Here is a 25,403-nt window from a genome sequence, read left to right as displayed (position 1 = left end):
CTGTTAGCTCAGCTAAGTTTAGTAGTATGGACACGATGGATACATCTTAATTATTACAGGGCGATAGCTCAGCGGGAGAGCATTATCTTGACAGGGTAAGGGTCGTGGGTTCGATCCCCACTCGTCCTATATGAAAAATTAAAGGCAACTTCTTTTGAGAATTATATCTCAAGAGGAGTTGTTTTTATATATATAATATTATGGCCACCTCCAATAATATGTGTAGGTGGTTTTTGTTGATAATAAACATACTTAATGGTACAATTTGGATAAAATTAAGCAGTGAAAGTAGTTACGACTATCGATAAAAATAATACAGAAAAAAAGATATGGTGGTTGATGGAATGGGACAAATAAAGCGTGTTGCGGCACTATATCGAGTGTCCACAAAAGGTCAGATGGACGGGAACGATATTCCAATGCAACAACGAGCATGCAGGAAGATGGTAGAGAAACAAGAGGGATGGAAGCTAGTTAAGGAATATACCGAAAAAGGGATATCAGGTTTTAAAGTACCTGCCTCGAAGCGTGATGTTATCCAAAAGGCTAAAGAGGATGCAGAGAATGGTTTATTCGATGTCTTGTTGGTATTTATGTTTGATAGGCTTGGAAGAAAAGATGATGAGACTCCCTTTGTACTTGAGTGGTTTGTAAACAAAGGGGTAGAAATGTGGTCTGTAATAGAAGGTCAGCAAAAAATTGAAGCATACACCGATCGGATGGTCAACTACTTAAGGTTTTGGCAGTCAAGCGATGAAAGTAGGAAGACCTCTGAACGAGTCAACGAAAAACATATACAGATGGTCGAAGATGGTATTTTTAGGGGAGGAGGTATTCCCTACGGGTATAAAAGTGTTGATTCCGGTAATGTAAATAAAAAAGGAAAAGCACTGCAAAAACTGTGTAAGCACGAAGAAGAGTCAAAGATCGTACAAGAAATATTCCGACTAGTGCTTGAAGAAGGTTACGGACAATTAAGAATAGCTAAACTTCTAAACGAAAAAAATGTTCCGACAAGAAAAGCAAAACAATGGGGTGCTCCTACTGTAAACGTTATACTTAAGAATCCAATTTACAAAGGAGTAATGAGATACAGAAAAGAAAAAGGAGACGATATATTTTCAAAACCAATCCCTGAATTAATGATAGTTTCAGAAGAGGATTGGAATAGTGTACAGGATATAAGGGATAAAAAGAACCCTAAGAATCCAAAAAGAAATGAAAATTCCATTCCCATAAGCACTAAAGAAGTTTACTTTTAACTGGAATAGCCAGATGCGGTTGTTGTAATTCTAGATTGACCACGACTACATTTGTAAATAAATACAAAGCAGCTAATGGAGAAATAGTCAGATACAATCAGAATAAAAGTTACCGTTGTAGTGGAAAATTGCAAGGAAAGACGGATTGTAACGGACAGGCAACATTTTCTTCAAAGAAGGTAGAGAGACAAGTCTTAGAAAGAGTGGATGTATACTTAAGTCAACTCAGAACAATAGATTTCCAATCAGAAATTGAATCATTAAAAAAGAAGGTTTCTAATGAAGAAGAGGAAAAAATAAAAACAATGCAAAATTTACTGGAAGAGAACTACGAGGAGCTTGTGACATTAAACGCTGAGGTTCCAAAATCTATAATGGGTAAGAGCGCATTCAAACCAGAAATGCTCAATGGTCTTATCGAGAAAAAAGAAAACGAAATTCAGAAAACTACTGAAGACATTAAGGGAATAGAGCAATTGTTATCCTCCAAAAAAATGGAGATATCAGAGATGGAGGCTCTAAAAGATGATCTCCCAGTTTGGCGGGATGTATTTACAAATGCTTCAACAGAGAAGAAGAAAATGATGTTAAGCACATTGTTAGACGTGGTCTACATTAGCAAAGAAAAAATATTGGTTGAAATCAAGGGTGGAATAAAAGAATTACTCGATCATCTATACAGAGAGAGTAAGGATAGTAAGAGCTCACTTATTTGACAGGGTAGGGGTCAGTGGTTCGAGCCCACTACAGATCATATACGAGAAGCCTTACAATGTAAGGCTTCTTTTCTTTTTTTTACATACAAACATGAATGTGATTTGCGATAGCTTCAGTTTCTCTCCTCTTTTTAAACAAAACTTAAATAAAACATAAATTCAGCGTAAGGTTCGTCTTCTATACTTGGTTCTGAGGTCAACATAGAACAGGAGAAGGAGAGAACTTATGAATTATTCAAACCCATTTACATCAAAGTTAGCCAGAGTAGGGATCGCGGGTACACTGGCTTTAATACTGGCAACAAGCCCACTTGCCAACATGGGGGTTGTTGCCGCGGAAGCAGACCCAGCGCCTGTATCTACGAAGATACATAACACACAGAAAGACTCTCTAGAGCAGACCCCGATTCAATATCAGATCCAGGCTCGGTTGAATGAGAAGGACATGACGATCCAGGGGAGCGAGAAGGTGACGTATCGAAACACAAGCAAGGATGCACTCCAGCAGCTGGTCCTCCATACATATGCTGATGCAAACCTCTCCAAGTCTACACAGGCGAGCATGTACCAACAGCATAATGAAAAGATTAGTGAAGATCATCCGGAGAAAACAGCGGAGGACTTTCTGGGTGGCATCGATATTCAGGCTGTAACCGCAGATAGCCAATCACTGGACTTCCATAAGGAAAACCAAGCGTTGACCGTGCAGTTGAAGAAGCCCGTACAACCAGGTGAATCGGTATCATTCCAACTGGAGTTTCAGTTGAATATACCCTATGGCTCAGAGCGAGTTTCCTACTACAAAGACATGATCAATGGTGCACACTGGTTCCCGGTGATGTCTGTATACGACGAGGTTAAGCATCAATGGAACAAGGCACCGTATAGTCGAACATTTGAGAGCGATTATTACACCTCATCGGACTTTGAAGTTCAATTAAATGTTCCTGATGAGTATCAGGTAGCTATGCCGGGCACGAACACCACTCAAGACAGTACAGAACATGGACGTAAGATTGTGTCTGCTGTAGCCGAGAATACGAGGGAGTTTGTTTTCTTTGCAAGTCCTAATCTTCAAGTGGAACGCGCTACCCGTAACGGTCTGACGGTGGAATACTACTATTTTAACGATGATCCATCCAAGAAAAAGATAGTTGACCGGTACATTAATCAGGCATTCAAGGTCATTGATTTTTATAGTGAAAAATATGGCAAGTATCCCTATCCAGAGTTCCGAATTGTCGAGACGTATGTACAAGGCGTTGCCGTAGAGTATGCGAGGCTCATTCAGATGGGACAGATTCCAAATGGTGCTGTTCCAGAAGAAGACACAACATTTGTTCATGAAATAGCGCATCAGTGGTTCCATGCATTGATCGGTAATAATTCGGAGACAGAATCCTTCCTGGATGAAGGCTTTGCTGATTTCTCCATGGTGTATTTTGCCGAGAAACAGGGAGACAAGCTAAATGGGTTCAGATCCATACAGTTTGATACTGCGCCCGTAGATATGGCGATTGCGTCAACAAACGATGAAGCTGGGGATTTGGCAGGTTTGGTATATTATCAGAAGGGAAGACAAGCCATCTATCAGCTTTACCGTTCCGTCGGTGAAGAGAAATTTGACGAGTTCATGAGGACATATTTCAAACGCTACGTGTACCAAAATGCAACGGTAGAGGGGCTGCTCCACACCATTGAAGATGTGCTTGGTAAGGAAGTACGTACAGAAATGCAAATGGCTCTATATCAGCCTAACTTTGTCTTAAAGCCGGAATACCAATTATCACAGGAAGAGATCGCCGCCTATGTACATGACATGTTACAACAACAGTATCAGGCTGTCATGGGCATGATCCCTAATCTGCCTTATGAAGTAATGAATCGATTGATGGACAAAGTCCTTCAAGGCGAGGAATTAACCATTGTGCTCAGCGATCAGGTGAGTAAGCTTGCAACTAAACAGCAGGAAGATATGGTTAATCAGTTGACCGGATTCCTGGATATGACCGGTATGAAATACGACGTTATACGGGATCGCAAGGAACTGAAGCAAAAGATGAAAAAAGAGATCGGCAACAGCAACCTTATTGTCATTGGCAATGCCAAGTCAAACGGTCTGGTGCAGGCTTTAAAATCCAGCATGATCGATCGGGCGAAACAGACAGGTTTTCCTTGGAAGAATACCATGAATCAACCTCTCGCTGCTGGTGCATATGTGATCAAACATCCTTATAACCAGAATCGATTGCTGCTTCATTATTTCTGGAATGAGGATCATCTGAGTGATGCGGCATATGAACCTTTTAAGCTGAAAATACAAGAGTCTGTCGGATTCACTAACGATTTTTACCAATACTATCTATTGGATCACCAAGGCAAAGAGAAATCCAATAAAAAAGTAGCGAATCCCATATCTTCATTTTTTGCGGAGTAATAAGTCATTGGTTTTAGAAAAGTGAAGAAAGCATCCCCTGTAACACCACGAAATAATTGTTTAAGAGAACATCTATATTGCAGTTTCTTCCTCTAAACAGGTTAGCCAATTGTTATTGGTTAGCCTGTTTAGTCATTTTAACAAAAGCAAACCGATGGTTGCATAACTCACTCCCCTCCATAGGAAAGATATAACCTTCAAAAAGTCTAAAAGGAGATAAAATTTTATGTTGTTTTGCAAACCAGTCTTGGAATATTAGGCCTTAAAAAGGGCATGATGCTTTAACAGAAAGGTAACTTCATGAATATACTTATCGTGAGAAAACAATAGGAGGGATTAATATGAAGGATCAACATTATCCTGGCATGCCATGGAAAGAGACAGTCACTGATCACAACGGTAAGGAAAGCAAAGGAATTAACAAAATGAAAGCGTATTCATATAATGCAGGCATTCGCTCTATCATTCGTGTTATTCAGGGGCCGGCTGCGAGTATGGGTAATGTTGTTGATCTCTCAAATCTATTAAAGGGCGCATCGGAAATAGTATACTTCTCTCCATTGGACATTGTCACCCTGAACGTTAAGGAGGTTGTGTAACATGTCAATGGTCGAAAAAAATATCCAGGCAGAACAGACTGCTAATGTCACAGCCAACAGTTTCACTTCACCTTATGATTATTGCGATGCAGAAACCAGACGGATGTACACGCCTCAATTTGATAAAAAAATGGACAATCCTATCTATACCGCTGCAATGGCGGGTCTGCAATCGATCTATTGGTTTCGGGCGATCAAGGTAAAAGGGCTTATCCCTGATGCAAAAGCAGATTATTATGCTACGTATTCTACCAACCATAATCACATCGGAGGAATTGGACTAGCCTATTCGAACAGCCCGACAGGACCATGGACCAAACACGGACAAGTGTATCTCGACACTGTGGTTGGGAATTCGACGGAAACTCCATTTGTGATCTGGAACGATGAAGAACAATTGTTCTTTATGTATTATCAACAAAACGGTCTGGGAATCAATCAATCGACGGCACTTGCGACCTCTGTAGACATGATCAACTGGACAAGAGTGGGTTTGATTTTGGACAAACCTCCCGGGTTTCCAGGTGATGGTCATACCGGTTACTTCTCGTGTTTCAGAAATGGCGGCAAATGGATCGGTTTCTCGGTGATGGGTGGTGGTGACTTTGGTCGTAAATGTATCTGGCATTCACATGACGGACGTAGCTGGTTAGCTGATCCAAGACCATTAATGGGTGGGAATGATGCCACTTTAAGTGCAGGAGAAAATATTTCGAGACCCAATGCTGGTGTATTTATGTACAAAGGGAGCATGTGGTGGATAGGCATGTTATCAGCTTATGCTTCCGGTGGGGTTACGACAGTAGCTCGGCCTGCCATTGCCAAGATCAGCGCAGACTTACGTCAACTGCTGGACAAACCTACAGATATATATTTTCCGGCATTGAATTGGGAAACGACCAATATGCAATCCTTGATGGTGTCCGTTATGGACGGCGTAGTGTACGTGTATTACAATACCGATCATAATATCGGTGTAGCCTATTCGGTGGGGGTGTAGAGATGGTTATACGTGATGCAGCGGGTCAGATCGTGCCCTTTGGAAAGGTTCACAAACAGCTTGTGGCCGATTTTCTTTACGGAACGTTACCGGATTGGGTGGAGGTGGTGGGCACCCCTACGTTTGAGCCTTTGCCCGACAGAGGGACCATAACCGTTACAACACCAACAACGGCAGGAGCCACGGCAGAGTTGAAAATGAAACATCTGATTGACAGCTCGAAAGTAACAGCAATTGCAATTACTTTGGAAGCGCTACAATTAAACGGGAACATTGGAATCTCAGTTCAGGTTGGCATTAAATCGAAGGATAGCAAGGCCGGAATCACCTTTTTTCAAAATGTAAATCAGAAGTATGGTATGGTCCGTGCCTATAAAGCAGATGGAACGTACACGGATTTTAATCAAAACATGGTGTTCTTCACCACACATGGCGTAGCAGGAGATGAGGCACAGAACCGTAAGAATCTCACTGTGCTGCTCTGTACCGGATTACAGTTCTCAGCTGGACTCGAGAGACCGTCCGTATGGCTTGGTGCGGATGATCAGTATGGTGGTGTTGCTGCTGACCTTAGCGGTGGTTTGTTCCAACATGGAGAACTGCAGTGTCTTTTGAAACTGACTACAAGCAAGGCAGAGGCCAAGTATTTCAAATGTGCACAGATGAAAGTGGATATCTGGAGCAACTGATTGGAATGACGAAGAGGATAAATCGATAATCTGCATGGAGCGGTAAAAAAGGTATGATTAGAATAATCGGGTACCCGTACACTTGAACACTTTGAAAAAAAGTGTTCAAGTAAAATGTACCCTATAAGATGGACACTTTAAAAAAGGTCATCTTGTAGGGTCTTTTTGTGTACAATGAATAAAAAAACGAGCGGTGGTCAAGCGAATGTCAAAAAAACACTTTACAACTCAAGAGCAAGATCAGTTAAGAAGAAATCCCTATGTGAAAAATGTCAGTGCTAAAGCTATTACGTACACGGATGCGTTCAAAGAACGATTTATTCAAGAATACAGTCAAGGTACGCTTCCCCGTGAGATTTTTCAGGAAGCAGGCTTTCCCCTTGACGTCTTGGGTGCTACCCGGATTCGAAAGGCTTCCAATCGATGGCGTATGGCTTTTCAAGAACAAGGACCTACTGGATTAACTGACGGTAGAAAACACGCCTCAGGCCGTCCGCTGACCCGTGAATTAAGTCTTGAAGAAAAATATGCCCGTTTGGAAGCGAAAATGAAATGGCTTGAAGCGGAGAATGAATTCTTAAAAAAGCTCGATCAACTCGAAAGGCAGATGAGAAAAAAGACATCCAACTAAGTACGCGGCAAAAATTCGAACTGATTCAACAGATGATGCATACATACCCTTTCCAACGCAAGGTGCATGTTCTTTGTGAAATTGCTGGAGTTTCACGTTCGGGCTATTACCAATATTGTAGCAAAGATGCTCGGTTACATCGTCAAAATCAGGAACAAGACGATCAGAAAGTAAAAGCAATCGTTCTGAAAGCCTACCATTACCGTGGAAGAAAGAAAGGTGCCCGTCAAATCAAAATGACGCTGGAGCTCCACTATGGAGTCACATACAATCTCAAGCGAATTCGTCGTGTCATGCAAAAGTACAACATCGTTTGTCCGATTCGCAAAGCGAATCCCGCACGTCGTATGGCCAAGGCCACCCAAGAGCATCGAACCTGTCCTAACACGTTAAATCGAGCTTTTAAGCAAGGGATTGCAGGTAAGGTACTATTAACAGACATCACGTATTTAACGTATGGGAAAAATAAGCGAGCCTACCTATCGACCATTAAAGATGCTGAAAGTAATGAGATTTTAGCTTATGAAGTCTCTGCTTCACTCGGTTTGGACATTGCGATGGAGACGTTGAAACAACTCAAAAAGCATCGTCATCTCACCTCGAATGCGTTGATTCATTCGGATCAAGGATTTCACTATACGAACCCAAAGTTTCAAAAGCTTGTGAAGAACATGGGGCTAGGTCAATCCATGTCGCGTCGAGGAAACTGTTGGGACAATGCTCCACAAGAATCCTTCTTTGGGCATTTTAAAGATGAAACGAATTTCAAAACATGTATGACCCTGGAAGAGGTTAAGCAAGAAGTGAAAAGCTACATGATCTATTACAATCATTATCGAGGTCAATGGAACTTAAACAAGCTGCCGCCTGCGCGATACAGACAGCAGCTTGAAGCAGCCTAACCTTTTTTAATTTGTCCTTTACAAGGGGTACATTTTAAAGTGTACGGGTACCTTTTTTATTTAGAGAAGGTTGATGATAGTACCGCCTGCTGCACCAGCAACAACAACGATCCACGGTGGTACTTTCCAAAAAACGAGCATTAGAAACAACATGCATACCAGTGCAAAATCAACAGGAGTTAGGATCGCAGTTGTCCAAAGCGGATCGTACAACGATGCCAACAAAATACCTACTACGGCTGCATTAATTCCGATTAATGCTCCTTGAATTTTCGAGCTTTTACATAAAGAATTCCAGAAGGGCAATGCGCCTACGATCAGAAGGAACGCTGGCAAAAAGATAGCGATTGTTGCAACCAAAGCACCTGGAACCCCACGCATCATCGCTCCTAAATAACTGGCAAAGGTGAACAATGGTCCAGGTACAGCTTGTGCTGCTCCATATCCCGCCAAAAAGTCGGACTTGTTAATCAGACCTGCAGGGACGAATTCACGTTCCAGTAACGGAAGTACAACATGCCCTCCACCAAATACAAGTGATCCTGAACGGTAGAAGCTATCAAAGAATAACAGCCATCCCGAACGATCCAATGGTGTGAGTAACGGGAGCAGAATCAGGATTCCAAAGAACGTAGCCAAACAGACTATTGCCAAGTTACGATTCACCGGAACAGACAAGTCTGCTGTCTTATTATCTGTCATTTTTCTGAAATGGATCATGCCTACTATGCCTGCAATAACAATAAAAAGGATTGGAGTGAACGCAGTCTGCCATACAAGAGTCGCCGCTGCAGTAAAGATAGCGATGGTTGCCCTGTAACGGTCAGGAGTTAGTTTTTGCCCCATGCCCAATATCGCTTGAGCGACAATAGCTACAGCAACAATCTTAAGGCCGTGAATCCAGCCAGTACTGCTGATATCAAATCCTTGAAGAAAGAAAGCGAACAAAACTAACACAATGACAGAAGGAAGTGTGAAACCAAGCCAAGCCATCAGTCCCCCCAACAAACCGCCGCGGATGATGCCAATTCCAATCCCGACTTGACTGCTGGCAGGCCCAGGCAAAAATTGACATAGCGCAACTAAATCTGCATAGCTTCGTTCATCCATCCATTTCCTACGGCGAACATATTCTTCATGAAAGTAACCAAGATGAGCGATCGGTCCTCCAAATGAAGTCAGGCCAAGTTTGGTTGATATAGCCAGCACCTCATAGAGAGCCCTGGATTTATGTTTGGGCTTGTCCGGGGTTAGAAATGAATTGTTCTCCAAACGTGTTATCCCTCCTTAAGTTTTACTTAGGTTATCCGATGGTGACAGTTAAGAAAGGACAAATTCCCTCTACTGATGACTACAATTATAATCCTTATCATCGCTATTCGTTTAAACGCAGCATTAAACTGTATTATTTTTTTTCATTAACTATTTACATACACGATTAAATTGTGTAAAATGTAATTGTTAGCAATGAAAGAAAAGTCGAATTTTAATCAACATAAATCCAATCAACTAAAGGAGTTTTCACAAATGAAAACATTATATGAAACAACAGTAATCAATACAGGCGGACGTCAAGGCATCGTACAATCCCCAGATAACGTGTTTATGTTGGATGTAGCTGCACCGCCTGAACTCGGAGGACAAGTGACGACAGCTACCAATCCGGAGCAGTTGTTTGCAGCAGGGTATAGTGCTTGTTTTAACTCCGCACTGGAGTTTCAATTGAAGAAACACAAAGTTGAGATTGAAAGAAGTACGGTAGCTGCAACCGTAATGTTGGTGACGGACTCTGAGGATAACGGCGTGAAGCTTCAAGTCGATTTGGAAGTTAAAATCCTTGGTCTGGATGAGGAGACAGCACAGAAATTTGTGAAACTTGCCCATGACTACTGCCCATATTCCAAAGGAATCAAAGGAAACGTGAATGTTAACGTGGAACTGGCGTAATCACTGATACTATTTGTTGTTGATAAGAAGCCTCCGAGAAATCGGAGGTTTTTTTGTATTATTTTGCTCCGTTGTAAGATACGTCTGCCCGGAAAAAGCAATAATAATGATTGCAACATACCTGTAGGGGGTATAATGAATGATACAAATAGAATTAAAGGAGTGCAAAACATGAAAAAATATTTACTGACCCTATCGACTATATTGATTACAGGCAGTTTGATTTTGAGTGGATGTGGCAAGGAGACTCGGCAAACTATGGAAAGCAACGATGACAGTCATACAGCTGCCGCAGGTGAGATGCACCATTCTGAATCGGGAGAGCTACCGGAAGGACTACGGGAAAAAAACAACCCCACCTTCCCAGTAGGAAGCCAGGCGCTGATGAGTGCCGACCACATGTCAGGCATGAAGGGTGCGAGAGCACAGATCGTTGGAGCATATGAAACTACGGTATATGCAGTTACGTATACACCAACAACAGGCGGAGATCCCGTGCAAAATCATAAATGGGTTATCCATGAGGAAATACAGGACCATAAGGAACAACCGTATGCGGCAGGTTCTGAGGTAGTGTTGAGCGCTGATCACATGAAAGGGATGAAGGGTGCGAAGGCCACAATTGATTCTGCTGAAGAGACAACGGTATATATGGTTGATTATACCCCGACAACAGGGGGAGATTTGGTTAAGAATCACAAATGGGTCACAGAAGAAGAATTATCTGTTATCCAATAGGACCAGATGTATGCAACAGCCCTTTTTATGCAGAAAAATCAATTTCATACTCAATTATGGGTTATAATGGTATTAAGTTTACACAAAACTGCTGAAAGGGGAATGTACTTATGATGGATTTTAGCAAACCACCCCATGGCTCTGAGACCGATACTCACCGTCAGCGTCATCAGGAGAATGAACAGAAATACCTGTCCGGAGGCAAGAGCATTTGGTATGAGATCAGCAACTGGCTCATTCTCGGAGGTATCCTCCTTGTCATATTCTTATTATTTAAATACGTTTTTTAAATAGACACACAACCGGGCGAATCCCCATATGATGCATTACATCAGTAAGCACTTGGGGAAATGGGGAATCCGGGATGGCAAAAGCAAAGGGTAAGAAAGCTCCCGCATTAAAGAGTGATAAAATACGTGTATCCATGAAGTTGGTCACATCGGATGTATGCGAGAGATGTAAGACACCATGTACACGAGGCATGGATTATGCTGCACGTATGAGAATTGAAGGGGCTTTAGGCAAGGGCGTTCCCTGTATATTGACCCGCCACACTTCTTCATAACTCTTCGTATAATTCCGTATATATAACAATAATAGATCAGGGGCATCCTTTAATGAGGATCGCCTCTTTTTGTGCATTCCAAGGGGTGGAAAAAATTCTGGATAAAAAATGAAAAATGATGAAAAACAGCGCAACTTTGTGGATGAATCTGCAGTATAAATGTACAACAGCTAGCAGCAGGGGAGGGAACATTGACGGGATGAAATGGAAACGAATATTGCTTTGTGTCACGGTATTCTCCTTGCTCGGCGGGTCTTTATTGTTTGCGGATTCGGTGAATGAGAAGATTCGTGTTCTCATTAACGGCAAGGAAGCAGCTGATGGAGGTTATCTCATTGATGGAACGACCTATGTACCTGTAAGAGAAGCCGGAGGCGTCGTCAAATGGGACAGCAGTAACAAGAGAGTAACGGTGATTAAACCGAATGTACATATTTTTCTCTTCAAGGGAGACACTGTATTTGGCAACGTTAACGTAGGTAAGCTGAAATTCAATGTATTTTCACAAGTGGACAGTCTAACAGCAGATGTAGCTGCGGTGAAAGTAACGATTACCAATCCAAGCGGTCAAGTGAAGGATATCCAGTCCCAGGAGCTTACGACACAGAAGGATAACTTCTGGTTCCGCACATATGATTTTACGTACGATTTCAGTCGTGCCGGCAAGTATCAGGTTGGCTTTCATATTAAAGAAAATGCAAACAGCAGCTACGTCCTGGTAGCGGAGAAAATCATTACAGCGCTGAACGATTGAAGCGAAAATAACCCTGTGAGTTAAATTGACCTGGGTCATTGAACATGTTACGATATGCAAGGTTACACAATTTCTATTTATAAAGCGAGGTATTTCAATGAGCGATCACACACATGAACACGGCGATGGCTGCGGATGCGGGCAAGACCACGACCACGACCACGAGCATGAAGAAGTCCTTCTCACATTAACAGACGAGAACGGCCAAGACGTGGAGATGGTTTTGGTGGAGACGTTTGACGTGGAGAAGCATGTTTATGCGCTCCTGCTGGAACGTAACAACCCTGAAGCTGACGGCATCATCCTGCGTATGGAAGAAGAAGACGAGGAAATGGTGCTCTACAATATTGAAGACGAAGAAGAGTGGAACCGCGTTGAAGCGGCTTACAACGAACTCGTTGCATCACAAGAATAGTCATTCTTTTGGAACATAACATGAAGGCTCCTTGATCTCAGGGGGCCTTTTGTTTGTTTTTTAAGAGGTATACGAGTATTTACACCACCGGTTTGAACGACGAAATAGACGGAAAAATGCAAACTCGCTTGTCCCATAAAATAAAAAAAGGGCCAAGCTAGGGCTTGGTCCTTTAAGTTTATCCCCTGCACAGCGCAAGGAGGTTGTTTTAGAAAATGGCATCGGCTTCCACGATCACTTTAACGTTGGTTACGCTGCGATCTTCGGGTCCTTTGACGGGTAATCCAACTTCGACATGATCGATGATATAGTCGATGTTTTCCTGGGTGATAACCTCACCCGGTAACAGGATCGGAATTCCTGGCGGATAGACATAGATGAATTCCGAGATAATACGTCCTGCGGATTCCTTAAACGGAATCACTTCGGTATCACCGTAGAATGCATCACGTGGAGTCAGCATCAACTGTGGAATATCCGGAACTTTGACGACCAGTTCATGGGCCGGGTTCACTTGATAATAGGTACGGGAGAGATCCTGCAAAGCGTTCAGCAAGATATCCACACTGTTATCCGTATCTCCTGGCGTAATGAGACACAGAATATTGTACATATCACTAAGTTCAACCTCGATGTTGTAATGTTCACGCAGCCAGTTCTCTGTTTCATACCCTGTAATGCCCAGATGGCGAACATGGATCGTTACTTTGGTTGGATCATAATTGAAGGTCGCTTCTGTACCCAGCAGCTCTCTACCGAAGCAATACAGGCCATCCATATCGTTAATCGAACGTCTGGCAAATTCAGCTAGTTCAATCGCCTTCTGTGCAATCTCACGACCGTGGAGAGCCAAGTTACGTCTTGATGTATCGAGTGAAGCAAGCAAAATGTATGAAGTTGATGTTGAGGTGAGCAGACTCAGAATCGTCTGTACACGCTGCGGATTTACGAACCCATTCTTTGTGTTCAGGTTAAGTACGGAACTCTGTGTCATGGAGCCACCAAGCTTGTGGACACTGGTTGCAGCCATATCGGCACCTGCTGCCATTGCAGATAACGGTAGATCCTCATGGAAATGAATGAGTACGCCATGTGCTTCATCAACAAGTACAGGGACTTGGTAGCTGTGTGCAAGCTCTACAATCTCTTTTAGATCGGTAACCACGCCGTAATAGGTCGGGTTAATTACAAGCAATGCCTTGGCATCTGGATGACGCTCAAGTGCGCGACGGATAGACTGTGTAGTCACTCCATGGTCAATACCCAGATTGGCATCTTGTGAAGGAGACACAAATACGGGTTTCGCGCCTGAGAAAATAATCGCGGACAGAACCGATTTATGCACATTACGGGGCACAATAATTTTGTCACCCGGTGAGCATACAGACAGAATCATGGTCATAATGGCACTGCTTGTGCCTTGTACACTAAAATAGGTATAATCGGCTCCGAAGGCATCTGCTGCCAAAATCTGTGCTTCCTGAATGACACCGGTTGGCTGATGCAGGTCATCCAACGGTGCGATGTTAATCAAATCTATGGAGAAGGCATTATCGCCAATAAATTCACGGAATTCGGTATCCGCTCCCAATCCTTTTTTATGGCCCGGAATATGAAACTGTACCGGATTGAGTGCCGCATGATTTTTTAAAGCGGTAAACAGCGGCGTACGGTGGTGATTCATCAGTGCTGTCACAACCCTTCCTAATAAAATTGGTAAACAAAGATGAGTATAGCAAATTAAGAACCGAATGCAACAGTATAAATCGACAATTTTTTAAATTGCCGAGATTTGGGCACATTCCCCACGGTTACACTAAGGATAGGGAATAGGCAAATGAACACCGAAAGGGGAAAAAGAATGCAAACAGACACAAAACCAGCCAAAATTTTGCGATCACCATTTTTTATCGCGATGTGGCTGACACTTTTTCTAGTTGAAATTATCAAAGGAGCGCTGTTGGTAGCTGTTTTGCCCGTGTATATGGACAATATACTGGGTCTGTCTGCAGGCGTCATTGGTGTGGCATTTGCTCTTCAATATCTGGGAGATAATCTGTTCCGGGCGCCTTCCGGCTGGGCAGCAGAACGGATCGGGTTCCGCGCAACGATGGTTACAGCATTAATCTGTACCTTAATCGCTGTTATTATGATCCTTTTTCTCAAAAGTGCCGTTGGACTGGCCATGGCCTGTCTGATTCTTGGCATTGGTACGTCACCGCTCTGGCCTTGCGCCATGACAGGCGTGACGGCGATGTCAGGCCCACAGAACAAGAATGGTACAGCAATGGGGGCGCTGGAGATGGCTGCTCTCGGTGGAACGGGGCTTGGACCTATAGGCATGAACTGGCTGCTGGAGCGCACGCATCATGATTATCGAACGATATTCCTCGTGCTGATGGGTTGTGCCATTCTCGTTATTCTGGTGGCCATGATTCTTCCTGGACGTGTCATTGTTGAAGGCGAGCATGCCGAGCAAGCGGCGAAGAATAGTGATGCGAAATATCCAGCCAAACCGAATCTGCTCACGCCGTTCATACGGCTGCAAAAGAGTGTAAAGGACACACTGCAACGGGTACGCAGCACGCTTAATGTTAATCCACTGGTGTATCCTGCACTGTTTATGCAGTCGTTTGTCATCGGGCTGCTCAGTCCAGTAATCACGCTATATACACGCACAGACCTGCACATCTCACCGAATCTGTACAGCTTGTTGCTGATTGCGGGTGGTGGAATAACTGTTATTGCCTTGCTGCCTGTTGGTAAAATGGTAGACAGATTTGGCACCAAGCCGTTCCTGAACATTGGTTTTTTGATGGCGGCGGCGAGTCTGTTTGCATTCTCCTCCATAACATCCATTCCGGTGGTGTTTGGTGTTGTCATGCTGGTGGGTATCAGTTATGCCATGATTTTGCCCGCCTGGAATGCTTTTGTAGCCACTCTGATTCCCAAAGGGGAGCGGGGGGCGATCTGGGGATTCTTCCTTACATTGCAGGGATCAGGCATGGTTGTAGGCCCCATTGTTTCCGGACTGCTGTGGGACCACGTAAGTCATCCGGCTCCATTCATTGGCAGTGCCATCGTCATGGCAGGACTTGCCGTAGTGCACTTTGTGTTATCCCGTAATCCGTTTCGCACCGCTCCGGCCAAATAAGCAAAAGAAAAGGGAGTTCCACCAACCGTCTTGGTTGTGGAACTCCCTTTTTTGCGTCCGTTATATCACGATAATCGGGGGCTTGCCCCTGTGCGTCTGCGGAAAGCTGCAATCCGGCGGTCCTTTCGGTGAAAAATAGTCAAATAACCAAGTACCCTTACATAAAATGAAGTATAAAATAGGGTAAGCCGATTGAGTAGAAGCGATTGAAGACGAGGGCCGGAGTTGATCCGGTACAGATGGAGGGAGTGCCGTGAATAAGAGTTATGAAGTTGAATATTGCAATCTGGAGCTGCGGTTCAACCGTCGGCATATCCAAAATTTGATCAGAGACCTTATTCGTGAGGGATATTCACTATATTGGAGCGAGGACGAATCCTTTTTTATCCTGTCAGTCCGGACCGGCCGCAAGCTGGTAAAGCTCCGCTTTCAACAGACACGCACGGGGAACTACAAGATGACTGGAGATTATATCATTAAGGATGCAAAGCTTGCAGAGTGGCTGGAGAAGCTGATTGGAGATACACGCGGGCATGCAGTTGTGAAGCGGTTCAAGGATCAGCAGATGACCGTGGAGAACATTTTATTCGGTGAAGTCATTCGGCTCGTGGAAGTCTCTGGGTTCAAACAGCGTGTCATTTTTCAAAAGGAACCTGCGCCGACGGCGGAAGAGATGGAAGAGATGTTCCTCTCGCGTGAAGGCGAGGAAAGACTCATGTTGTTGCGCATGGAAGTGGACGATGAACTGGAACGCCTCTACACGGCCATGCAGATGGATAATATCGAAAAAGCAAATGCTTGCCGCGAAGTCTTAAAACAGTTGTCTGGGCATCTGTTAATGTTGGAAGGATGACAAGATAAGGCCGTATTTATGAAAATACGATGAACACCTCAGCAGATTGGGGTGTTTTCTCGTTGCGTAGCTGTGCCACGGGGTTCACTTCTATACATAAAACCGTTAAAATGGGAGTATTGTTGAGAATTTATTTCAATAAAATTAATTGGAGCAAAGGATGGAGGACCAGATGACAAAACAACAAATTGGCGTAATTGGCCTGGCTGTCATGGGCAAAAATTTGGCCCTTAACATTGAAAGCAAAGGTTTCTCAGTATCGGTATATAACCGTTCCCCGGAGAAAACCAATGATCTTCTGAAAGAAGCTGAAGGTAAAAACCTGACAGGCTCATTCTCCATTGAAGAGTTCGTAGCATCCCTGGAATCCCCGCGCAAAATTTTGATCATGGTACAAGCCGGCAAAGCAACCGACGCTACCATTGAACAACTTCTTCCTCACCTGGATGAGGGCGACATCATCATTGATGGAGGGAACGCATACTTCCCTGACACGCAACGTCGCAGCAAAGAGTTGGAAGACAAAGGCATTCGTTTCATCGGTACAGGTGTATCCGGTGGTGAAGAAGGCGCACTGAAAGGCCCTTCCATCATGCCAGGAGGACAGGAAAGTGCTTATAAACTGGTTGAACCGATCCTGACGGCGATCTCGGCCAAAGTCGGTGACGATCCATGTTGTACATATATTGGACCTGATGGTGCCGGACACTATGTGAAAATGGTGCATAACGGTATCGAGTACGGAGATATGCAGTTGATTGGTGAAGCGTACCACTTGCTCAAATCCGTACTGAACGTTTCCGTTGAAGAGCTTCATGCAATCTTTACGGAATGGAATCAAGGAGAGCTGGATAGCTACCTGATCGAAATCACAGCAGATATCTTCTCCAAATACGATCCAGAAACGGGCAAACCAATGGTTGACGTTATTCTGGACGCGGCTGGACAAAAAGGAACAGGTAAATGGACAAGCCAAAGCGCGCTGGATCTCGGCGTACCATTGTCCATGATTACGGAATCCGTATTCTCCCGTTTCCTGTCTGCCATGAAGGACGAGCGTGTAGCAGCTAGCAAAATCTTGAATGGACCAGCGACTGAAGCATTCTCTGGCGACAAAAAAGCGTTCATCGAGAGCGTGCGTAAAGCCCTCTTCGCAAGTAAAATCGTATCCTACGCACAAGGATTTGCACAAATGCGTGCAGCTTCCGATGAGTATGGCTGGGATCTGAAATACGGCAACATTGCCATGATCTTCCGTGGTGGCTGCATCATCCGTTCGCAGTTCCTGCAAAACATCAAGGAAGCTTATGATAAAGACGCAGCTCTGAAAAACTTGCTCTTGGATCCGTACTTCCAAAACATCGTTGAGTCTTATCAAGACGCATGGCGTGAAGTTGTAGCGGCTGCTGTTAAACAAGGTGTTCCGGTACCTGGTTTCTCCAGCGCCCTTTCTTACTACGACAGCTACCGTACAGAGCGTTTGCCAGCCAACTTGCTGCAAGCTCAACGTGACTACTTCGGTGCTCACACGTTCAAACGTGTGGACAAAGAAGGCAGCTTCCACCACAACTGGATGGAGTAGTACCACATATACAAGTCTATTAGATTTGGTCAAAGCGCCATTAAGCAGGAGCTTTGGCCTGCTAAGAGGCTCAAAAGAGGTTTGGCGTTCCGGTGATTGCCGGTCAACGCTGGGCCTCTTTTTTTACTGTAAATAAGGTCATTGGTGTTTGTTAGTTTGCTGGGATGGTCACTGATTGAGACGTTTGGGGGCTCAAAACTGCTTGAGGGTGATCTGACGTAGGCTTAGATGCCGGAAGTTACTTGATCTGTCTTGGAAGGTTGCGGATGGTCGAAAGGAAGTCGGTCAGGAGATGGTCTTTCCCAGTCCGCAGGGCTGTGTTATGATAGGACAAAAGTGCTCACGAATTGCTTGAATTAAAGGAGTGTACACCTTGAGCAAGTCTAACAATATTATTCTCATTGGCATGATGGGAACCGGCAAATCAACCGTCGCTGACATGCTTGCACGTGAGCTGGGTTATCGATTGATTGATGTAGACGCCGCGGTGGAAAAAGAGGAAGGCTGTACGATTCCAGAATTGTTCACTGGCAAGGGAGAGACGTATTTCCGTGATGCCGAGAGCCGCATGTTGTGCTCGGTGCTGGAGAAGAAGTCACAGGTCATAGCGACCGGAGGTGGCGTGGTGCTGCGTTCGGATAATTGTGACGTGATGTTGAAGAATGGTTGGGTTGTTGCCTTGACTGCTGATCCGGCAGTGATTGTGGAGCGTGTTAGTGGCTGTGACAATCGTCCACTTCTCGCAGGCAATGCAGAGGAGCGCATTCAGGCAATTATGGAAGAACGGAAAGACGCGTATCGGTTCGCACATTATACTGTGGATACAACGGAGTTATCCGCTGCTGAAGTGACTCGTTTAATTTTAGTGCATTACCGCGTCTAAGCTTGTTATCATCGAAGTTTGATGGTTGAATAGATGGTGGCAGATATAACAAAACGGGCCATATTGGCCCGTCCGTTTGTTTCTAGGAGCAGAGTAGGTTAGAGGTCTAAAGTTACCTATGACTTCGATCCGCTCCACATTACTCTAGTCTTCCTGATGCCACTGAAGCATACCGCCGACCATGTTTGTACAGCCTTCGTATCCCAGTTGCTGCAGATATTCACAGGCACGCTCACTGCGGTAACCGCTACGACAGATGATTACGATCTCACCTGATTTCTCAATCTCAGACAGTCGGTCCGGAATCTGTCCAAGCGGGATATGCTTGGCTCCTTCGATCATGCCTTGCGCCACTTCATCGTCCTCGCGGACGTCTATCATCTGCAGCTTCTCTCCCGCCTGTAAACGGCGGCGCAGCTCAGACGTTTCAATTTCAGCTATTTGTGTCATATTCAGGTCCTCTTTTCTGTATGGACTTAACGCCTATAATGATACCCAAGCGATGCACGGAATGTCAATTTGGCGACAATATAATCAATGAAGGAGAATTTCATCCATGGACGTTATTGTTAAACCAACCCCCACTCTGAGCGGGGAAATCGGGGCTCTGTCCTCCAAAAACTACACTACCCGCTATTTGCTGGCTGCTGCGCTGGCAGAAGGCACAAGTACCATTCATTTCCCGGCACACAGTGAAGACAGTGACGCCATGCGCAGATGTATTCGTGATCTTGGGGCTGAACTTGAAGAAGACGACAGCAAGATTGTAATCAAGGGCTTCGGAAGTCATCCCCGTGATGTGCGTGAGTTGAATGTGGGGAATGCGGGTGCTGTACTTCGTTTCCTCATGGGAGTTACAGCGCTCTGTCCAGACGTTACATTTATAAATACGTACCCGGATTCGCTAGGTAAACGTCCGCATGATGACCTGATCGATGCGCTTGGCCAACTGGGTGTAGAAGTACAGCACGAACAAGGACGCCTGCCGATTACAATCAAAGGTGGCAATGCCAAGGGTGGACACATTCGTGTATCCGGCTCCGTCAGCTCCCAGTATCTGAGCGCATTGCTGTTTGTTACGCCTTTGCTTGCAGAAGACAGCACCATTGAAGTGCTGAATGACCTGAAGTCCAAGGTTGTTATCGGACAGACGCTGGAAGTGCTGGAGCAAGCAGGCATCGTTATCCATGCAAGTGATGATTACATGTCCTTCCGTGTACCAGGTGGACAGGCCTACCAGCCAACGACTTATACCGTACAAGGGGATTACCCTGGATCAGCAGCAGTTCTTGCAGCAGCAGCGGTTACACAGTCTGATGTGAAAATTCTGCGCCTGATGGAGCAGAGCAAACAGGGAGAACGTGCCATCGTTGACGTTCTGCGTATGATGGAAGTGCCGTTGACACATGAGAACGATGTTGTACACGTTCAAGGAAATGGCAGACTGAAAGCGATCGAATTCGACGGGGATGCCGCAACGGACGCGGTTTTGGCTATGGTAGCCGCAGCTGTGTTTGCGGAAGGCACGTCTCGGTTCTATAATGTAGAGAACCTGCGTTACAAGGAATGTGACCGAATCACCGATTACTTGAACGAACTGCGGAAGGCAGGAGCGAACGTTGAAGAGCGTCAAGCTGAGATTATCGTACACGGACATCCGGAAGGTGTTGAAGGCGGCGTTGAGATTAACGCTCACTTCGATCATCGCGTAATTATGGCGCTCACTGTTGTCGGTCTGCGTTCCAAGAAGCCGCTTCGTATTCGGGATGCACACCATGTAGCCAAGTCTTATCCGCAATATTTCGATCATTTGCAGGCGCTTGGCGCCTCGGTTCAATGGGTAAAAGAGTAAAACAACTGAAACCTGTCTTTTGAACACGCACTTTAATCAGAAAAGGATGGTGCTTGAACATGGAATTTAACAACCCTACTCGTGAAGAAATTGGACAACTTTTGCGCAAAGCAGGCAACATCGCAGTCGTCGGCTTGTCAGACAAATCAGATCGTACTTCCTATATGGTGGCAGAAGCCATGCAGAGCAGAGGTTATCGCATTATACCGGTTAATCCACAGGCGCAAGGTGAAATCCTGGGCGAGACGGTATATGCCACACTCGCGGATATTCCAGAGCCGGTAGACATTGTCAATGTGTTTCGTCGCGAGGAGTTTTGCGCGGATGTCGCTCGTGACGCCGCTGCCATCAAAGCTAATGTGCTGTGGCTGCAGCTTGGCATCCATAGTGATGAAGCGGTCCAGATTGCTGCAGAGAACGGCATGACAGCGGTAACGAATCGTTGTATCAAGGTAGAGGATTCCATCGTTCTGCGCGGCGCTGGACGCGGCTGATGGCTCGTTCACCTGTGATCGAATGATCTCCTGATCTGTTCCAATTGAATGATCATAGGATGAATCCCGTTAACTTGAAGTTGACGGGATTTTTTCTGTTCTATTTTTGCCGTTATTAATTACCAATTGGTTACTGTTTTGCTTTGACAAAACGTTGCGTAAAGCTTACCATCTAGGATAGAAAGGAGAGGTCGCCATGAATTGGCTCGGATCCTTGCAGCAGCTCGGACGAGCGGTAATGCTGCCTACAATGGTCCTGCCCGCCGCCGCAATTTTGCTCAGTGTTGGCAGTCTGCCTTGGGACGCCTGGGGATTGGATATTGTCGGTGAAGTGTCTACCGTGGCCGGACACGGTATTTTTTATTTCTTACCGTATTTGTTCGCTGTCGGTGTAGCACTGGGACTCTCCAACCAGGCCGGACAAGCGGGACTTGCTGCTCTGGCTGGTATCGTGATATATGATCAGGTGACTCGGAACTTCGGGGATGGAACCGTTCAGCCCGCTTCCTTAATCGGAATCATACTCGGCGCGCTTGCCGGTGGGATGCATAATCGGTTTAAAAGCATTAAACTGCCTGAAATTTTACAGTTTTTTGGAGGTTCAAGGTTTGTTTTGCTCATCGTCGGACTCTGTTCGGCATTGTTCTCCTGTTTTATGTTATGGCTCGCTCCGATCCTACAGCATGGATTGAACGGCATTGCTACTTGGGAATACAGTCTCGGGGGTTTTGGACTGTTCATTTACGGGGTGTTATACAGGGTGCTGGTCGCTTTTGGGCTTCATCACCTGCTTAACAATGTGTTTTGGTTCCAGTTAGGGACGTTTGAAACGCCTGATGGTAACATTGTGCAAGGGGATTTGCCCCGATTTTTTGCAGGTGATCCAACAGCAGGATTCTTTATGGCAGGTTTGTTTCCCATCATGATGTTTGCCATTCCGGCGATAGCCTTTGCTATTATTCAGGAAGCCAGGGAAGATCTGAAACCGAAAATCAAGAAAACTTTTCTGACATCGGCACTCGTTTGTTTTCTAACCGGGGTATCGGAACAGATTGAGTTTGCTTTTTTGTTCGCGGCTCCTTATCTGTTCATTGTGCATGCAGTGATGTCCGGCGTTGCCATGTGGATTAGTTACTGGCTGGATATCCGGCATGGATTCTCTTACTCCGCAGGTATTATTGATTACATACTCAATTTCCATCTATCGGAGAATGCGTGGAAGCTCATTCCGATTGGCATACTATATGGGCTGGTTTATTACTTCCTGTTCCGATGGGCGATTCGTACGTTCAAGATTCCAACACCAGGACGTGAAGAGGGCTCCATGCTCGAAGATTGGGTAGGTAACATTCCTTATCAGGCACCTTTAATCCTCGAAGCATTGGGTGGGAAGAGTAACATTGTACAGGTTGAAGCATGTATTACACGTCTTCGCCTGACTGTGCATGATGACCGCTTGATCGACACGGGTGCCATGAAGAGTATGGGGTCCGCTGGACTGATCAAGCTGGGTGGCGGTAACGTACAGGTGGTATTCGGGACCTACTCGGAATTGATTCGGGAAGAAATCGCGAAGCTGCTGGAAAGAGATCTGCAACAGGTTCTGTTCTGTGCCCCCGTTCAGGGCAAAATGCTCCCGATTGAAGAGGTACCGGATCAGATCTTTGCAGCCAAACTTGTCGGTGATGGTGTAGCCTTTGTTCCGGAAAAGGGAGAGCTGGTCTCACCCGTGTACGGAACGATTATGCACTTGTACCCGACCATGCATGCCTTGGGTATTTCTACCCGTGAGGGGCTTGAAGTGTTACTGCATATCGGCATCGATACCTCTCAGTTGAAAGGCCATTTTGAAGCTTTTGTTCAGGAGGGCGATACGGTGGAGCCAGGGCAGTTGTTGATCAGGTTTGATCTGGCAGTACTCCGCGAGCAAGCGGCGTCACTGACAACACCAATGGTAATTACGAATCCGGATCGTGTAAAATCATGGAGTTTTGCTCCATTTAAGCAAGTTAAGAAAGGTCAGGCATCCGTTATGTCCGTGGTGCTCTATGACAGGAACGTTGGAGGGGTAGAATGAAGATACAAGGCATCAACGGAGCTGCAGGCATAGCCATCGGCAAAGCATTTGTCCTGCCCAGTTGGGAATGGGATCTGCCGGATCAGAAGATGGATTCGGTGGATCTTGCCCAAGAGTTCGAACGGCTGTATGAGGGCATACGGACATCAAAGGATGAGATCGAATATATCAAAAATGAGTTCAAGGAAGTTGTTGGTCCAGAGGAGTCCAGTATCTTTGATGCACATCTGGCCATCCTGGAAGATCCGGTATTCATGAACGAAATTCGCGGCATTATCGAGCGTCAATATAAGGCAGCGGAAGTGGCGGTCAAAGAAGCCATTGACCACTTTGTCACGATGTTTGACTTGCTGGAAGACGAGTATATGAAGGAGCGGGCCATTGACATCAAGGATGTGGGTAACCGTCTGCTCAAGCATTTGCTCGGTGCACCTGAGATTACACTTCCTTCGGATACCCAGCCATATGTGCTCGTTGCCAAAGAATTATCGCCATCTCAACTGGCGCATCTGAATCCGACCCATGTGCTAGGTATTGTAACCTTGATTGGCGGGAAAACATCACATTCTGCGATTATGGCTCGTGCCCTTGGCATTCCTCTCGTTTCCGGTCTGGAAGCGAGTCTTGGCATGCCGGTAGAGACAGGGGATATGCTTGTGGTGGATGGTGACAATGGCTTGGTATTTACAGACCCGGATCGTAAGACGATTGAACGGTATACCATGCTTCGCAGCAAACAACTGAAGAAAAAGGAACAACTTCAAGTCCTTGCTACCGTTGATGCTGTAACCAAAGATGGGGCCGTTCTGCACTTGGCTTCCAATATCAGTTCGGTGAAGGAATTGGACCTTGCTTTGAAACAAGGAGCCAAAGGTGTGGGCTTGTTCCGAACAGAATTCTTGTACATGGACCGTGCGACTTTCCCGGGTGAGCAAGAACAGTATGAGGTGTACCGTCTTGTGGCAGAGAAAACAGCAGGACAATCCGTTGTTATTCGTACACTGGATATCGGTGGTGACAAGCAACTCGATTACTTTGAACTGCCGGAGGAAGACAATCCGTTTCTGGGTTACCGAGCTATTCGGATTAGTCTCGATCGCAAGGATCTGTTCAAAACACAGCTTACAGCCATTCTGCGTGCCAGCGCTGCCGGAAATGTCAAAATCATGTACCCGATGATCTCTTCGGTCGAAGAGCTTCAGCAGGCCAATGAGATTCTTCGTGAGGCGATGGCCGATCTGGACGAGCGGGGATTAGCATACGACCCTCACATTCAGGTGGGAATTATGATTGAAGTTCCTGCAGCGGTGATGATTGCTGATCTGCTCGCAGAGGAAGCTGATTTCTTCAGTATTGGTACGAACGACCTGGTTCAATATGTACTGGCAGTAGATCGAATGAATGAGCAGATTGCTCATATGTATCACCCCTATCATCCGGCTGTTCTGCGGATGCTTCGTGCGACAGCAGATGCGGCTCATACGGCTGGAATTGATGTCAGTGTGTGCGGAGAGATGGCAGGGGACGAACGTGCCATTCCGCTTTGGCTGGAGCTTGGTATTCGCCACTTGAGTATGTCCCCACAATCCCTGTTACGTGTGAAGCACAGAGTGCTGAACACAACAGCATCGGCCGCCAAAGAAGAAGCGCGAAAGTGCTTCGCCTTAAGGACCAGCGGAGATATTGAGGAGCGACTGCAAGTCTTTAATGACTCCACGGGAAGTCCGGATGAACAAAGTGGTTCGAACGCATCGTAATTGGGGTAAATGGATATAAATACCTTTAAGTTAATATATTTACATTTGTGATAATTATTTAAAAAAACTTGTTATATAAAATAACCCCACTGTGCA

General features: G+C 45.3%; 23 protein-coding genes and 1 tRNA gene. 21 read left to right on the top strand and 3 right to left on the bottom strand.

Translation table 11 applies throughout. From position 1 onward, the window contains the following. Window positions 1-57 precede the first annotated feature (57 nt). From MKY92_RS20370 to MKY92_RS20335, 8 genes are all read left to right on the top strand, one after another. Window positions 58-129: transfer RNA gene (locus MKY92_RS20370), tRNA-Val, on the top strand. Between the two features lie 200 nt (window positions 130-329). Further along, window positions 330-1,262: a recombinase family protein gene (locus MKY92_RS20365; RefSeq protein ID WP_339297434.1), complete on the top strand. Its 933-nt coding sequence runs from the start codon at window positions 330-332 to the stop codon at window positions 1,260-1,262. A gap of 35 nt (window positions 1,263-1,297) precedes the next feature. After that, complete coding sequence (locus tag MKY92_RS20360; RefSeq protein ID WP_339297433.1) at window positions 1,298-1,978, top strand: hypothetical protein; 681 nt, start codon at window positions 1,298-1,300, stop codon at window positions 1,976-1,978. A gap of 226 nt (window positions 1,979-2,204) precedes the next feature. Continuing rightward, entirely contained in the window at window positions 2,205-4,415 is a 2,211-nt protein-coding gene (locus tag MKY92_RS20355) for a M1 family metallopeptidase (RefSeq protein WP_339297432.1), read from the top strand. 341 nt (window positions 4,416-4,756) lie between these two features. Next, a complete protein-coding gene (locus tag MKY92_RS20350) occupies window positions 4,757-5,014 on the top strand; it encodes a hypothetical protein (protein WP_339297431.1) in 258 nt (85 codons plus the stop codon). 1 nt (window position 5,015) lies between these two features. Beyond that, window positions 5,016-6,014: a hypothetical protein gene (locus MKY92_RS20345; protein ID WP_339297430.1), complete on the top strand. Its 999-nt coding sequence runs from the start codon at window positions 5,016-5,018 to the stop codon at window positions 6,012-6,014. A 2-nt stretch (window positions 6,015-6,016) separates the two neighbouring features. Further along, window positions 6,017-6,703, top strand: coding sequence for a hypothetical protein (locus MKY92_RS20340; protein ID WP_091028587.1), 687 nt, complete (start codon window positions 6,017-6,019; stop codon window positions 6,701-6,703). Window positions 6,704-6,908: 205 nt separating this feature from the next. Next, window positions 6,909-8,236, top strand: a protein-coding gene (locus tag MKY92_RS20335; protein ID WP_260411030.1) for an IS3 family transposase whose coding sequence is annotated in 2 segments (ribosomal slippage) — window positions 6,909-7,278 and window positions 7,278-8,236 — 1,329 coding nt in all. Because the reading frame shifts where the segments join, the coding sequence is not laid out codon by codon here. Between the two features lie 60 nt (window positions 8,237-8,296). On the opposite strand, the gene MKY92_RS20330 is transcribed toward MKY92_RS20335, so the two are convergent. Beyond that, complete coding sequence (locus tag MKY92_RS20330; RefSeq protein ID WP_339297429.1) at window positions 8,297-9,508, bottom strand: chromate transporter; 1,212 nt, start codon at window positions 9,506-9,508, stop codon at window positions 8,297-8,299. A 255-nt stretch (window positions 9,509-9,763) separates the two neighbouring features. On the opposite strand from MKY92_RS20330, the gene MKY92_RS20325 reads away from it, so the two are divergent. The 5 genes from MKY92_RS20325 (at window position 9,764) to MKY92_RS20305 (ending at window position 12,655) form a co-directional block, all read left to right on the top strand. Continuing rightward, window positions 9,764-10,183, top strand: a complete 420-nt coding sequence (locus tag MKY92_RS20325; RefSeq protein ID WP_017687397.1) for an organic hydroperoxide resistance protein — start codon at window positions 9,764-9,766, stop codon at window positions 10,181-10,183. A gap of 171 nt (window positions 10,184-10,354) precedes the next feature. Next, window positions 10,355-10,921: a YdhK family protein gene (locus MKY92_RS20320; protein ID WP_339297428.1), complete on the top strand. Its 567-nt coding sequence runs from the start codon at window positions 10,355-10,357 to the stop codon at window positions 10,919-10,921. A gap of 110 nt (window positions 10,922-11,031) precedes the next feature. Continuing rightward, a complete protein-coding gene (locus MKY92_RS20315) occupies window positions 11,032-11,211 on the top strand; it encodes a hypothetical protein (RefSeq protein WP_017687398.1) in 180 nt (59 codons plus the stop codon). Between the two features lie 474 nt (window positions 11,212-11,685). After that, window positions 11,686-12,240: a copper amine oxidase gene (locus MKY92_RS20310; protein ID WP_036614723.1), complete on the top strand. Its 555-nt coding sequence runs from the start codon at window positions 11,686-11,688 to the stop codon at window positions 12,238-12,240. Window positions 12,241-12,337: 97 nt separating this feature from the next. After that, window positions 12,338-12,655 carry a DUF1292 domain-containing protein gene (locus tag MKY92_RS20305; protein ID WP_036614722.1) on the top strand — a complete coding sequence of 106 codons (318 nt, stop codon included), beginning with the start codon at window positions 12,338-12,340 and terminating at the stop codon, window positions 12,653-12,655. 208 nt (window positions 12,656-12,863) lie between these two features. Here MKY92_RS20305 and MKY92_RS20300 read toward each other — a convergent pair whose 3' ends face one another. Then, on the bottom strand, window positions 12,864-14,339 hold the full coding sequence (locus MKY92_RS20300; RefSeq protein WP_026080977.1) for an aminotransferase class I/II-fold pyridoxal phosphate-dependent enzyme: 1,476 nt from the start codon (window positions 14,337-14,339) through the stop codon (window positions 12,864-12,866). 177 nt (window positions 14,340-14,516) lie between these two features. Here MKY92_RS20300 and MKY92_RS20295 point away from each other — a divergent pair, with 177 nt between their 5' ends. The 4 genes from MKY92_RS20295 to MKY92_RS20280 all read left to right on the top strand — a co-directional run bounded on the left by MKY92_RS20295 (window position 14,517) and on the right by MKY92_RS20280 (window position 19,127). After that, window positions 14,517-15,809: an MFS transporter gene (locus MKY92_RS20295; protein ID WP_339297427.1), complete on the top strand. Its 1,293-nt coding sequence runs from the start codon at window positions 14,517-14,519 to the stop codon at window positions 15,807-15,809. 253 nt (window positions 15,810-16,062) lie between these two features. Further along, window positions 16,063-16,662, top strand: a complete 600-nt coding sequence (locus tag MKY92_RS20290) for a hypothetical protein (protein ID WP_076211433.1) — start codon at window positions 16,063-16,065, stop codon at window positions 16,660-16,662. Window positions 16,663-16,834: 172 nt separating this feature from the next. Next, entirely contained in the window at window positions 16,835-18,244 is a 1,410-nt protein-coding gene (gene gndA / locus MKY92_RS20285; RefSeq protein ID WP_221825361.1) for an NADP-dependent phosphogluconate dehydrogenase, read from the top strand. A 373-nt stretch (window positions 18,245-18,617) separates the two neighbouring features. Then, window positions 18,618-19,127 (top strand): shikimate kinase, encoded by a 510-nt coding sequence (locus MKY92_RS20280; RefSeq protein ID WP_282320798.1) that lies wholly within the window; start codon window positions 18,618-18,620, stop codon window positions 19,125-19,127. A 144-nt stretch (window positions 19,128-19,271) separates the two neighbouring features. On the opposite strand, the gene MKY92_RS20275 is transcribed toward MKY92_RS20280, so the two are convergent. Further along, window positions 19,272-19,577 (bottom strand): rhodanese-like domain-containing protein, encoded by a 306-nt coding sequence (locus MKY92_RS20275; protein ID WP_339297426.1) that lies wholly within the window; start codon window positions 19,575-19,577, stop codon window positions 19,272-19,274. 106 nt (window positions 19,578-19,683) lie between these two features. Here MKY92_RS20275 and aroA point away from each other — a divergent pair, with 106 nt between their 5' ends. From aroA to ptsP, 4 genes are all read left to right on the top strand, one after another. Beyond that, window positions 19,684-20,979, top strand: a complete 1,296-nt coding sequence (aroA, locus tag MKY92_RS20270) for a 3-phosphoshikimate 1-carboxyvinyltransferase (protein WP_339297425.1) — start codon at window positions 19,684-19,686, stop codon at window positions 20,977-20,979. Between the two features lie 59 nt (window positions 20,980-21,038). Continuing rightward, the gene (locus MKY92_RS20265) at window positions 21,039-21,473 is read left to right on the top strand and encodes a CoA-binding protein (protein ID WP_336763523.1); all 435 of its coding nucleotides are present in this window, start codon (window positions 21,039-21,041) and stop codon (window positions 21,471-21,473) included. Between the two features lie 196 nt (window positions 21,474-21,669). Further along, entirely contained in the window at window positions 21,670-23,550 is a 1,881-nt protein-coding gene (locus MKY92_RS20260) for a glucose PTS transporter subunit IIA (protein ID WP_339297424.1), read from the top strand. After that, window positions 23,547-25,307, top strand: a complete 1,761-nt coding sequence (ptsP, locus tag MKY92_RS20255) for a phosphoenolpyruvate--protein phosphotransferase (protein WP_237174436.1) — start codon at window positions 23,547-23,549, stop codon at window positions 25,305-25,307. The genes MKY92_RS20260 and ptsP overlap by 4 nt, the downstream gene beginning before the upstream one ends. Window positions 25,308-25,403 lie beyond the last annotated feature (96 nt).

This window comes from Paenibacillus sp. FSL R5-0623 (assembly GCF_037974265.1).
Classification (GTDB): Bacteria; Bacillota; Bacilli; order Paenibacillales; family Paenibacillaceae; genus Paenibacillus.
This window is presented reverse-complemented; position numbering and strand designations above follow the sequence as displayed.